Annotated in this window: 10 protein-coding genes; 5 read left to right on the top strand and 5 right to left on the bottom strand. The window is 72.9% G+C overall.

The genetic code is table 11. From position 1 onward, the window contains the following. Positions 1 to 43 precede the first annotated feature (43 nt). Positions 44 to 1,462: a DUF2637 domain-containing protein gene (locus IEY86_RS36585; protein ID WP_373287059.1), complete on the top strand. Its 1,419-nt coding sequence runs from the start codon at positions 44 to 46 to the stop codon at positions 1,460 to 1,462. 483 nt (positions 1,463 to 1,945) lie between these two features. On the opposite strand, the gene IEY86_RS20140 is transcribed toward IEY86_RS36585, so the two are convergent. From IEY86_RS20140 to IEY86_RS20120, 5 genes are all read right to left on the bottom strand, one after another. Next, complete coding sequence (locus IEY86_RS20140) at positions 1,946 to 3,016, bottom strand: SDR family oxidoreductase (RefSeq protein WP_189133161.1); 1,071 nt, start codon at positions 3,014 to 3,016, stop codon at positions 1,946 to 1,948. Between the two features lie 53 nt (positions 3,017 to 3,069). Continuing rightward, positions 3,070 to 3,900 carry an NAD(P)-binding domain-containing protein gene (locus IEY86_RS20135; protein ID WP_189133160.1) on the bottom strand — a complete coding sequence of 277 codons (831 nt, stop codon included), beginning with the start codon at positions 3,898 to 3,900 and terminating at the stop codon, positions 3,070 to 3,072. A gap of 31 nt (positions 3,901 to 3,931) precedes the next feature. Next, positions 3,932 to 4,705: an SDR family oxidoreductase gene (locus IEY86_RS20130; protein ID WP_189133159.1), complete on the bottom strand. Its 774-nt coding sequence runs from the start codon at positions 4,703 to 4,705 to the stop codon at positions 3,932 to 3,934. Then, a complete protein-coding gene (locus tag IEY86_RS20125; RefSeq protein ID WP_229698607.1) occupies positions 4,705 to 5,610 on the bottom strand; it encodes a dihydrodipicolinate synthase family protein in 906 nt (301 codons plus the stop codon). Before IEY86_RS20125 ends, IEY86_RS20130 begins: the two co-directional genes overlap by 1 nt. A 98-nt stretch (positions 5,611 to 5,708) precedes the next feature. Then, positions 5,709 to 7,592 carry a helix-turn-helix domain-containing protein gene (locus IEY86_RS20120; protein ID WP_189133157.1) on the bottom strand — a complete coding sequence of 628 codons (1,884 nt, stop codon included), beginning with the start codon at positions 7,590 to 7,592 and terminating at the stop codon, positions 5,709 to 5,711. A gap of 172 nt (positions 7,593 to 7,764) precedes the next feature. Between IEY86_RS20120 and IEY86_RS20115 the strand changes: the two genes are divergently transcribed. From IEY86_RS20115 to IEY86_RS20100, 4 genes are read left to right on the top strand one after another with little or no spacing between them, the layout of a single operon-like run. Next, the gene (locus tag IEY86_RS20115) at positions 7,765 to 8,409 is read left to right on the top strand and encodes an ATP-binding protein (protein ID WP_189133156.1); all 645 of its coding nucleotides are present in this window, start codon (positions 7,765 to 7,767) and stop codon (positions 8,407 to 8,409) included. Next, positions 8,393 to 9,919, top strand: coding sequence for a sugar ABC transporter ATP-binding protein (locus tag IEY86_RS20110; protein WP_229698606.1), 1,527 nt, complete (start codon positions 8,393 to 8,395; stop codon positions 9,917 to 9,919). The genes IEY86_RS20115 and IEY86_RS20110 overlap by 17 nt, the downstream gene beginning before the upstream one ends. Beyond that, the gene (locus tag IEY86_RS37575; RefSeq protein ID WP_189133154.1) at positions 9,916 to 11,073 is read left to right on the top strand and encodes an ABC transporter permease; all 1,158 of its coding nucleotides are present in this window, start codon (positions 9,916 to 9,918) and stop codon (positions 11,071 to 11,073) included. The genes IEY86_RS20110 and IEY86_RS37575 overlap by 4 nt, the downstream gene beginning before the upstream one ends. Beyond that, positions 11,070 to 12,248 carry a substrate-binding domain-containing protein gene (locus IEY86_RS20100; RefSeq protein WP_189133153.1) on the top strand — a complete coding sequence of 393 codons (1,179 nt, stop codon included), beginning with the start codon at positions 11,070 to 11,072 and terminating at the stop codon, positions 12,246 to 12,248. The genes IEY86_RS37575 and IEY86_RS20100 overlap by 4 nt, the downstream gene beginning before the upstream one ends. The last annotated feature ends 14 nt before the right edge of the window (positions 12,249 to 12,262 follow it).

Genomic DNA, 12,262 nt, shown 5'->3' with positions numbered 1-12,262 from the left:
GAGAGTGTGGGCGGGACCTGGTGGGTGGTTGGAGGGGCGGGGTGTGGTGGAGTCGGCGGAGTCGAGGCGCCTGGTGCGGCTGACTGGGGTTCACCGAGTGCTGGTCGGCGTGGTCGTGGCCGGTGCTGTGGTGATCGCGGGGATCGGGTTCCTCGGTTCGTACGACGCCGTGCGTGACCTGGCGGTGCGTAAGGGCTTCGGGTCGTTCGCGTATGTCTTCCCCGTCGGTGTCGATGCCGGGATTGTGGTACTGCTGGCGCTGGATCTGCTGCTGGCCTGGCTGCGGATCCCGTTCCCATTGCTGCGGCAGGCTGCCTGGCTGCTGACGGCCGCCACGATCGCCTTCAACGGCGCGGCGTCGTGGCCGGATGCGCTGGGGGTGGGCATGCACGCGGTGATCCCGCTGCTGTTCATCGTCGCGGTGGAGGCCGCGCGGCACGCGGTGGGCCGGGTCGCGGACATCACCGCCGACCGGCACATGGAATCGGTGCGCCTGGCCCGGTGGCTGCTCGCCCCCGTGCCGACCTTCCGGCTGTGGCGGCGGATGAGGTTGTGGGAGTTGCGCTCGTACGACCAGGTCATCGCACTGGAGCGGGAGCGCCTGGTGTACCGGGCCCGGCTGCGGGCCCGGTACGGGCGGGCGTGGCGGCGCCAGGCTCCGACGGAGGCGCTGATGCCGCTGCGGCTGGCACGGTTGGGGGTGCCGCTGACGCAGACCGGACCCCAGGGCCTGGCCGCGGCAGGCATCCAGATCACGAGTGCTACCGCAGAGCCCCTGCAGCCGCTGGAGCCCCTGGAGCCCGCGGCAGCGGCTGCCCCGGCCCTGCAAGCCGCCCCAGGTGGCCAAGGGCCGAGCTCGGTGGCCGAGCCCGACCCGGGCGCGGCCTTGCTCGAGGACGCCGCAGCCGGCGTGCGAGAGCCCAGGGACCTTCCCCCTGCCGACCACGGCCGCATCGCTGCCCCGGCTGTCGCGCTCCGCGAGTCCGCGGTCCGCCGTGCCGTGATCAGCGTGCCCGCAGACCCGGAACAACTTGCCCCGGCCCCTCCTTCGGCGTCGGCGGGCGGTCCACCGCCCATGGACCGGCAGTCGAGCCAGGCGCAGCTCAGCACGGTGGACCGGTACTACCGGGCGTGGGCCCAGTACCTGCGGACCTTCGGCACGGAGCCGACCGGCGGCCAACTGTCCGACTTCCTCGCCGACCGCGGCTTCACCGGACGCTCCGGCGGGGCCGTCAGCCCCTCCACGCTGCGCCGCTACCTGCCCGAGTTCCGCATCTACACGGCGTGGCAGTACCTGAAGGGCCGGGGCAGCGAGCCGACCGCGCAGGAGGTCACCCGGCTGCTGGCCGAGCGGGGGATCAGCGGGGCGCCGTACACGGCACCGAGGATCGAGCCGCTCCTGGACGACTTCCCCCGCCGCCGCGCCGCCCTGGCCGGTGACCTGGCCGACAGCACCGCCTGACTGCCCGATCGCGATACCGCCTCGACGGGGTCGTGCCCTGTGGCGACGGAGTGAGCGGAGTGGGATCGCGGCAGTGCGGATGGGCTGTCATCGGGGTCGAGGCCATACGGCCACAGATGGGGACCGCCGTCTGTGGAAGGTGAGGTGCCCGTGGTAGGGGAGCTGCCAGTGGAAGGGGAACTGCCAGTGCTCCAGTCCGGAGAGCCGGGGATCCCACGCCGCCTGACGTGGCCCGTGCAAGCGGTTGGGCTCCATCGCCGGGCTTTCGGCGGTGGAGCCCAACGGCCGTGCAACGGTTGTCCTGACGCACCCGCGAAGGCCTTGATGCCGCCGCAGCCGAACTCGACAGCCGGCGCGACACCTCCATGCCGCTCAAGGCTCATGCCGGTGCACGGCCCAGGGTCCACGAAGGGTGCTGCGGCTCTATCGCTGCTGTGACGCGACGCCGACCACCGGTGCGCACCCGTATGTCCCGAATTCCCCTTATCCGGCGGGTGGAAGGATCCGCTGCGCGGCCAGCCGGTCGAAGAGTCCGAGGAAGCGTTGCTCGGAGTCGTAGCAGTCACCGAACCCGGCCTGCCGGATCTTGACGGTGGAGCTGACGTTGTCGAAGTCGGCGTGGAAGAGGAAGTCGCCGAACCCCCATCCGACCAGGTCCCGCCACGGTGTCGGCCGCAGGCCGTGCCTCTTGGCCAGTCGGTGCCACACTTCCTCCTTGTCCGCCATGTGCTCGCTGAGCGAGAGCGGCTGCGGCTCGGCGAGGGGCATGGCGAAGTGGCGGGCGACGGACGGCCACACATGGCGCCACCTGAACTGGTCGCCGTTGGTGACATTGAAAGTCTCCCCGGCGGCGGCCGGGCTGTCGCCCGCCCAGACCGTCGCCCGTGCCAGCAGCTCGGCGTCGGTCACCTGGTAGAGCGCGTCGTAGGCGGCGTGGCTTCCGGGGAACCGCAGGGGGAGCCCGAGCTCCCGGCAGATCGAGGCGTACACGCCGATCACCATCAGCAGGTTCATCGGGTTGCCCACGGCGTAGCCGACAACTCCCTCGGGGCGCAGGATGGTGAAGGTGAAGCCACGTTCCTCGGCGACCTGGCGCAGCAGGTCCTCCTGGTCGTAGTAGAAGTTGGGGCCGAGCAGGCGTGGATCGTCCTCCCTGGCAGGCGTCTTGAAGTGGCCGAGATGGGCACCGTATGCCTTGCCGCCCTGGTAGAGGGTGACATGGCGCAGCGGCGCCCCGGCCGCGTCGAGGGCGTCGAGGGTGTGGTCGAGGAGAGCGACGTTGGGCGCTATCTGCTCGCCGAGTGTGCCCTGCTCGCTGTAGGCGGCGAAGACCAGATGCGTGGTGTCGCCCGCCGCGGCGAGTCCGGCCCGGGCGGCTCCCCGGTCGGCGAGGTCCACTGGCAGATGCTCCCAGGTGGCGTCCTGGGGGGTCCGGCGGCTCACGCCCCGGACCAGTCGGCCCGGTTGCAGGGCGTACTGGGCCGCGGCGTGCCTGCCGATGACGCCGCCGGCCCCGGCGACCAGGACGCTTCCGGGCGTCGCTGATGTGTTCATGCTCTCCACCTCGTGAGTCGGTCGGGGGTGCGCCGCCGCGTGGGGACGGCTGTTCATCGGCCGCGTCCGCCGTCCGGCGACAGATGCGCGAGCAGCCGCTCGGCGGGCGCGTCGGGATCCGGGGCGCCGGGTGCCCGCCAGCGCTCGGCGAGCCGGGTGAGCCCGTCAGCCATCGGCGCGTACAGGGACGCGGAGCCGGGTGCGGCCACCGCGGCGGCCGCCGCGTCCAGTTCGGCCGCGCGGCGCCCGGCGTGCAGCCGGTTGCTGGTCAGGAAGTCGTGGGCGACCGTCCGGTAGGGCGTACGAAGTGAGCGCTCGACCGACCACAGCGCGATGCCTTCCGGGTCCAGGTCACGCGCCTGCGCCATCAGCTCTATGGTGAGCACCTCGAGCGGCTTCATCACCAGCGAGCGCAGCAGTTTGACCTGTGCCGCGGTCCCCACCTCGGGGCCCGCGGAGGCGATCTCCAGCCCCAGGCCGGCCAGTGCGGCCGCCGCCGTGTCCTGGCGCGGGCCGGACAGGCAGACCAGTGGGATGTCAGCGGTGATCGCGTCCAGCAAGGTGGCGTCCACGTAGCGCCCGTCCGGCAGGTGGCGGGCCGCGCTCCGCTTGGCCTTCGGCTCCGCGGAGCTGATGTCGACCAGGTGCGTGTCGCGCCCGGCGGCCCGGCCCACCGCCTGGGCGGCGGCGACGCAGGCCGCGGCGGGTACGGCCGAGAGCACCCAGTCGGCCGCGGCGACCGCCCCGGCGGCGGAGTCGGCGGCCCGGTGCCCGGCGCATCGGTCGGGGAGCGGGTCATAGACCACCACCCGCCGTCCCGCGCGCTCCAGAGCGTCCGCGAACCGCTGCCCCACAGGGCCCATCCCCAGCACTGCCCAACTCATAGCTCTCGCTTTCGGATAGGGGTGTCCGGTATCAGTGGCCGGCGATGAGTCCGCCGTCGACCCTGATCCGTGAGCCTGTGACGAACGAGGCGGGCTCGCCGCACAGGAAGGCGGCGACCGCGGCGAACTCCTCAGGGCGGCCGTACCGGCCTGCCGGGATCTTGCCGCGCGACGCCGCGGCGACTTCCTCGGGTGTGCGTCCGGTGCGCGCGGCGGCGGCCCGGTCCAGCGAGGCGACACGCTGCGTGGCGATCCGCCCGGGGAGCAGAAGGTTGACCGTGACGCCGTCGGCGGCGACCTCGCCGGCCACCGTCTTGAGCAGTCCGGCCAGCCCCGCCCGGTAGGTGTTGGAGAGCGCCAGGCCGGGCAGCGGCTCCTCGACCCCGCTGGAGCCGATCGCCACCACCCGCCCCCAGCCTCGGCGCCGCATGCCGGGCAGCACGAGTGTCAGCAGGCGGTGCGCGGACAGCAGGAGCAGTTCGTGCGCGGCGGCCAGTTGCTCCTCGGTGGTCTCGGTGGCCGCCGCCATGGGCGGCCCTCCGCTGTTGAGCACGAGGATGTCCACCGGCCCGTAGCGGGACTCGCAGGCCTGCACCACACGGCGGGGCGCATCCGGGTCGGTGAGGTCGGCGGTGAGCCCGACGGCGGCGGGCAGCCCCGCCGCGGCGGCAGCGGCCCGCTCCTCGTCGCGGCCGAAGAGCACCACCCGGGCCCCCTCGGCGGCCAGCGCGGCGGCAGTGGCCAGGCCGAGGCCGCCGGTCGCGGCGGCCACGAGCGCGGTACGGCCCTCGATACCCAGGTCCATCAGAGTCCAGCCATGGACTCGACCGCCGCCAGGTGTGCTGCGGCCGAGGCCGCCATCCCGGCGGGCAGGGGCGGGGCGGGCAGCCGCACCCCCGCCTCGGCGATCACCCCGCGCCGCTGCAGGAGCTCCTTGCGCACAGCCAGCCCGATGCCTGGCACGGCTTCGAAGTTGACCAGCGGCAGCCAGGGGGCCAGCGTCGCGCGCGCCGCCGGGAAGCCGCCGGTGTGCCAGGCACCGACGGTGGCGACGAGGGCTTCGGGGAAGGAGAACCCTGTCATCACCCCGGCGGCGCCCGCCGCGAGTTCGTCCAGCAGGCCGACCCCGCCCAGCCCGCCGAAGACCGGGACCCTGGTGTGCTTGGCGAGGGCGGCGACAGCCGGCGCGGTCGGCGCGGCCTCGGCCTTGACCCCGACCACGAAGGGGCAGTTCGCGACGACCTCGCCGAGAGTGGTGCGATCGATCCGGACGCCGCTGTGCAGGGGGTAGTCCTGTACGACGACGCCGGCACCGCACGCGTCGTGCACGGCGCCCAGGTGACGCGCGAGGGCGTCCCCGTCGGCGGTGTTGACCTGGACCATGACACCGGCGCACCCGCCACCCAGCGCGGCGACCGCCTCGGCGGCCTGCTCCGCGGCCGGCCGGGTGGCCAGCGCGGTCAGCCCCGCCACGACGGGCAGTGCGCCCCGTGCCGCGGCGACTGCCGACAGCACCTCGCGCCGCTCCGCCGGGGTGAGCGAGGCGGCCTCGCCGAAGACCCCGAGCGCGGTCAGCCCGGTGGCTCCGCAGTCGTGGTAGAGGCGGACCAGCCGCTCCACCGACGTCCGGTCGACCCTGAGGTCGGGGCCATGGAACGGCGTGGCGAGCACGCCCCATACCCCGCGGGCCAGTGCTGCGGATCGGCTCACCGTTGGATCTCCTTCGCTGCACGCTGAAGCGGGAGTTCCGCCTCGGCCATGAGCGTGCCCGGCGGCCCCCGGCCGGGACATGGGGGAGTGCCCATACTTCAGGGGTGGGGGCTGTGGTTCGCCACACCTGTGGTGTCGGCCACGTCGGCGACCATCAGGGCGAGTTGGATCTCCAGACGTGCCCGGGGATCGGCGAGGTCCACGCCCAGCAGGCTCTCCAGCCGTGCCACCCGGTTGAGGACGGTGTTGGCGTGCACCATCAGCTCGGCGCCCACCTCACTGGTGCGCCCGCCGTGTTCCAGGTAGGCCCGGAGCGTTCGGAGCAGATCGGTGCCGCGCCGCTCGTCGTGGGCGCGCAGCGGTGCCAGCGTGGTGGACGCGAACTCCAGCAGGGGCTCGGGGTCGGAGCTGCGCAGGAGCACGGTGTAGAGCCCGAACTCGGTGAGATCGACAACCCGTCCGGCCGCAGCGCCGTGGGTGGCCAGGCGCAGCGCGCCCCTCGCCACGGCGAAGGCCGCCGGATAGTCGCCGAGGTCCGCGCAGGGCTCGGCGAGTACCACGGTGGCCACCGAGTCGGGGGCCAGCCGCTCCAGTTCGGCGCGCCACCGCCCGGCCACCTCCCGGGGACTGCGGATGCTCGTCGACGCGGTGGGCAGCAGCATGATGCCGGCGTCCTGGCGCAGTCCCACCAGCGGCTTGGGCCGGATGCCGTCGGTGGCCCGCAACGCCGCCGAGACCATGCGCCGCCCCGACACCTCCGGCTCGCGCGGTCCGCTCCTGCCGGTGTCCAGGGAGGCGACGAGCACCCGGTGCGGCCCGGACAGGTCGTGGCCCAGGTTCTCCGCCAGCGCGAGAAGATCCGCGGGCCGGTGGGCGCCCTCACCCAGCATCAGGTCGGTCAGCACGTCGCGGGAGAGCCGCAGTTCGACCTCCAGCGCCGTGCGCCGCTTGAGCATTTCCATGGCGACCACCAGGCCGCCGCGTTCGACGGCCCGGCGCTCCAGGGGGCCGAGACCCTGCGAGGGGGCCCGTACCCACAGCCTGGCCACCACCTCGTTGCCGATCACCACCGGGCCCACCCAGAAGTCGTCCCCTGCCTCCCCGTCGCTCTTCTCGGGTCGCACGGCCGTGACCTGCCTGCGGGCGTGGACGGTGTCCAGCGCGGTGGCCACCGCGGGGTCGGAGTCCGAGGGCAGCGGCATCGCCCGGCGGCTGAGGAAGTCCGCGTGCACCAGCTCCGTTCCGGAGGCGTCCTCGATCGCCACCGGGGCGCGGAGCACCCGGGCGAGAGCCTGCACCACGTTGTCCAGCCCCTGGTCGGCGAGGACCACCCGCATGAGCTGGCGGTGCATGCGGTCGGCCCGCTCCAGCACCTTCTGATGGCGCTGCAGGGCATGGTTGCTCTCCTCCAGCCTGGCCAGGGCCTGCCGCTCCCGGCGGCGCAGCTCCGCGGTGTGGATGGCCACGCCGGCCTGTCCGGCCATCAGCTCGACCGCGTCGCGTTCGTCGCGGGTGAGCTTGCCCGGCCGACGGCTGTAGCAGGTCAGGACGCCGACCACCTCGCCCTCGACCACCATCGGCACGGCGACCATCGACCGGTAGCCCTGCTCCTCGGCGATCGAGCGCCACGGGGCGAAGGCCGCGTCCGCCACGCTCGCCACCTCGATGGTGTGCCGCTCCCGGAACGCGCGGCTGGAAGGGCTGTCGTAGTAGTCGTCCCCTGGCCGGAGCCGGATGGGCCGGTCGGTGTTGACGTGCTCCACATAGCTGGGTTCGAGTCCGAAGGACCCCGCGATGAGCAGGCTCTGGTGCTCGGCGTCGTGCAGTTGCACCGAGCAGAAGTCGTACCCGGTCAGCTCCGACGTGCGGGCGGCGATCAGATCGAGGAGTCCGGCACCGCTGTCCGAGTTGACCATTCTGGTGATCTCGGCGACCGCGTCCGACCAGCTCCGCAGCCGCTCGAGTTCCGTGTCGTGATCCATCACGGATGCCTCCAGCTGTGGCTGATCACAAGCCCCTCGCGGAAAGTCTAGGCGGGCTCCCATGGGACGGGAAGCCGAAGGGGCGCATCGTTTCACCTGGATATCGAGTGATTTGCCCCGCTCGGAGCGGTCGGCCGGGCGGCCCCCCGCAGGTCGGCATCGAGGAACCACCATGGTCTCTGCATCACCCCCTTCGCGCGGCGCGGTCCGTGCCGACATCCGTCCGGCCACGAGCCGCCTTCCGCTCGGCCACGAGTCCAACCCCGGAGCCCGTGCCCGCTCGGCCGCCCGGGAACTGGTGGCCGCGGCGGGATTGTCGGCCTCCCCGGACCCCTTGCTCCGCGACACGGCGGACTCCGCCGTGCTCACCGTCTCGGAACTGGTGACCAACGCCGGGCGGCACGGCGGCGGTGCCGTCGAGATGCGCATGGGGTGGGACGGGCGGGCCCTCACGATCGAGGTCGACGACCGCAGCGGCACGCTCCCCGCCCTGGTCCCCGAATCCGGGCGCGGCGCGTACGGGGGATACGGCCTGTGCCTGGTCGACCAGCTCGCCGAGACCTGGGGGGCGGTGCGGCGCCCGTTCGGCAAGACGGTCCACGCGCGCCTGGTCTGCGCACCGGACACCGCCGCGGCCCCCGTGGGCGAGCCCGCCGCCCCGCGCTCGGCGGGTACCTGTGACGGCCCACAACCGCGGGAGGGAAAGACGGGGAACGGCCACATAGGACCCGCCCCGGCGCGGCGGCATGGTTTCGGCCAGGCAAACGGCGTATTGCAGGCGCCGACACAGGGAGGCCGACGTGCTCACAGCACATGAGCAGGCCGTAACGGCAGTGCAGCCGCTGCTGGACTGCCGCAGGCTCACCAAGCGGTTCAACTCGGTCACGGTGGTCGACGGCGTCGACCTGGCGCTGCACGGCGGCGAGGTCCACGCCCTGCTCGGCGAGAACGGCGCGGGAAAGTCCACGGTGATCAAGATGCTCGCCGGGGTGTACCGGGCCGACGACGGCGAGATCCAGCGCCGCGGAGTGCCCCTCGCCATCGGCGAGGACCTGGACATCGCGTTCATCCACCAGGACCTCGGCCTGGTCGAGACGCTCTCGGTGGCCGAGAACATCGCCCTGACCGTCGGATATCCGCGGCGGGCGGGGCTGATCAGCTGGCGGGCCGCGGCCCGGCGGGCCCGGGAGGTCCTCGACCTGCTGCACGCCGAGATCGACGTGGACGAGCCGGTGTCCTCGCTCGCCCCCGGCGCGCGGTCCATCGTGGCCATCGCCCGGGCGCTCGCCCAGCGCCGCGACGTGGTGGTGCTGGACGAGCCGACCGCGACCCTGCCGGAGGAGGATGTGGCCGCCCTGCTGGCGGTCCTGGGCCGCCTGCGCGACCAGGGCGTGGGCGCGCTCTATGTGACGCACCGGCTCGATGAGGTCTTCCGCATCGCCGACCGGGTCTCGGTGCTGCGCGACGGGCAGCTGGTCTGGCAGGGGCGTACGGCCGACACCGACCCCGACGCGCTGGTCGGCGCCATCGTGGGCCGGCCGCTGGGAGAGGTCTTCCCCCGCCCCGAGCCGCCCCGGGAACAGACACTGCTCGCGCTGCGGGACGTGCGCACCCCCGCCGCCGGACCGGTGTCGTTCCGGCTGCGCCGCGCGGAGGTGTTCGGACTCGCCGGGCTGCGCGGCGCGGGCCAGGAGGAGATCGGGCGGGCCCTGTTCGGCCTGACCGCACTGCGCGGCGGCACGGTCGAGTGGGAGGGCCGGGAGGGGTGCCCCGGCTCGGTGCGGGAGGCGCTCGCCCAGGGTATCGGCTTCGTGTCCAGCAACCGGGCCGAGGAGTCCCTGGCCGCCGACCTGACCGCCGCGGAGAACCTCTTCCTCAACCCCCGCCGGCGCGGCGCCGGAGCCTTGCGCCCCCGGCCGCGGGCGGCAGAGCGCGCGGCGGCGAAGGAGCTGATCGACCGGTTCCGCGTACGGCCGGCCGACCCTGACCGCCCGGTCCAGACCTTCTCCGGCGGCAACCAGCAGAAGCTGGTGCTGGCCCGCTGGCTGAGCAGCCCCATCCGCCTGCTCGTGCTGGAGGAGCCGACCATCGGCGTCGACATCGGCGCCAAGGCCGAGATCTACCGGCTGCTGCGGGAGTTCACCGCCGCCGGCAACACCGTGCTGGTCATCTCCTCCGACTTCGAGGAGGTCGCCGGAATCTGCCACCGCGCCCTCGTCCTCAACCGGGGCCGCGCCGGCCGGCTGCTGGAGGGCGAGCAGCTCACCCCGGCCACGCTGATCGCGGCCGCCTCACACGGCCCCGCTCGAACGGAGAACTCGCGATGACCGCCACCGCGCCCACGACCTTGCCACCCTCCCCGCGGAGCGTGCCCACGCGTCCGCGCCGGCTGTCCCTTCAGCGCCTGATCGGGACGCACGGGCTGCTGGTGCTGCTCGTCGTGCTGGTGATCGTGTTCAGCCTGGCACTGCCCGACACCTTTCCCACCGCGTTCAACGCCCGCACCATCCTGGCCGACAAGGCCGCCGTGGGATTCATCGCGCTGGCCGTGATGGTGCCCATGACCGCCGGTCAGTTCGACCTGTCGGTCGGCTATCTGCTCGGGCTCACCCATATCCTCGCCGTCGGCCTCCAGGTCCGCTCCGGGCTGCCCTGGCCGCTGGTCGTCGTCGTGGTGCTCGCCGTCGGCGCGCTGGTCGGGCTGGTCAACGGCCTCCTGGTGGAAGTGGCGAAGATCAACTCGTTCATCGCCACCCTCGGCATGGGGACCATCCTGTTCGGGCTGTCCAACTGGTACACCGAGGGACAGCAGGTCACCGGCCGGCTCGCACCGGCGTTCCTGCGGCTGACGGCCACCGAGGTGGCCGGGATACCGATCGCCACGCTCTATGTCGCCGCTGTCGCGCTCGTGCTGTGGGTGGCGTACGAGTTCCTGCCCGTCGGCCGCAGGATGTACGCCTTGGGCGCCAACCCCAGGGCGGCCGCGCTCACCGGCATCTCCTCCCGCCGCAGCACCACCGGGGCGTTCATCCTCTCCGGAGTCCTCGCGGCCTGCGCCGGTGTGCTTGTCGCCTCCAAACTCCAGGTCGGGCAGGCCAACATCGGGCCGGAGTTCATGCTCCCCGGCTTCGTCGGGGCCTTCCTCGGCTCCACCTCGGTGCGCCCCGGCCGGGCCAATGTGTGGGGCACCGTCCTCGCCGTCCTGGTCCTGGCCGTCGGCATCTCCGGTCTGGAACAGCTGGGCCAGGCCTTCTTCGTCGAACCCCTCTTCAACGGCAGCACGCTGGTGCTCGCGGTCGGCCTGTCCGGCTTCGCCCAGCGGCGGCGCGTCCGCGCCACCGCCGCCGCGGCCGCGCGTGCCGCGTCGAGCCCGCCCGCCGCCGATCCGCAGACCGCTGAACCGTCCCCGTCCCCGTCCTCCACCATCCCCTCCGCCACCCCCACGTCCACCCCCACCACCCCCACCACCGGGAGATCATGATGCGTCCGTACCGCTCCACCAGATCCACCAGACCGCTCGCCGCCGCTGCCGCCGCCGGGACCATGCTCCTGCTGGCCGCCTGCTCCAGCACCATGGGGAAGACCTCGGACGGAGGCGACGGCGCGAAGAACCCGTCGGCGTCCGGCTCCTGCTCCATCTACCCCGCCGTCCGCAAGGCCTTCGACGAGGCCCAGTCCGTGTCCACCACCTGGACCGGCCCGACCACCGGTCCGAAGGCGGAAGGCGGCAAGTTCATCGTCTACGTCTCCACCGACGAGCGCAACGGCGGCGCGCACGGCGTCGGCCAGGGCGTGCGGCAGGCCGCCAAGGCCATCGGCTGGCGCTTCCAGATCATCGACGGCAAGGGAACGGTCTCCGACCAGGCGGCCGCGCTGAACCAGGCGATCGCCCTGCGGCCGGACGGCATCGTGCTCGGCTCGGTCGACGCCGCGGGCCAGAAGGACGCCATCCGCCGCGCCACCGCGCAGGGGATCAAGGTGGTCGGCTGGCACTCCGCCGCCGAACCCGGCCCCATCGCGGACCCCAAGGTCTTCACCAACCTGTCGACCGACCCCGCCGTGATCGGCCGGGCCACCAGCGACTGGGTGATAGCCACCTCCCACTGCCAGGCGGGCGTGGTCATCCTCACCGACTCCCAGTACAAGATCGCCCAGTTGAAGGCCGACGCCATGCGCAAGCGCGTCGAGGAGTGCAGCGAGTGCTCGATGCTGGAGACCATCGAGGTGCCGGTCGCTGACGTCTCCCAGCGGATGCCGCAGCTGATCACGTCCCTTGTCCAGCGCTACAAGGGCAAGCTCACCCACGTCATCGGTATCAATGACGGCTACTTCGACTACACCACCTCCTCGCTGCTCGCCGCCGGGGTCGGGAAGGACAAGATCCACTTCGGTGGCCAGGACGGCACCAAGGCCGCCTTCCAGCGCATCGCCGCCGGCGACTACCAGCAGGCCACCATTCCCGAGCCGCTGAACCTCCAGGGCTGGCAGACAGTCGACGAGCTCAACCGCGCCTTCGCCGGAAAGAAGCCCAGCGGCTTCGCCCCGCCCGGGCACGTGGTCGTGGCCGCCAACGTCCACAAGGCCGGAGGCGACAGCGGCACTTACGACCCGCCCAACGGCTACCGCGACCACTACCGGGACATCTGGGGCCGCTGAAGCCCGCACAGACC

Origin of the sequence: Wenjunlia tyrosinilytica (genome assembly GCF_014646055.1) — a bacterium.
In the GTDB taxonomy this organism is placed as follows: Bacteria; Actinomycetota; Actinomycetes; order Streptomycetales; family Streptomycetaceae; genus Wenjunlia; species Wenjunlia tyrosinilytica.
Note: the sequence above shows the minus strand (reverse complement) of the source record. Positions and strands in the feature narration are given on the sequence as shown.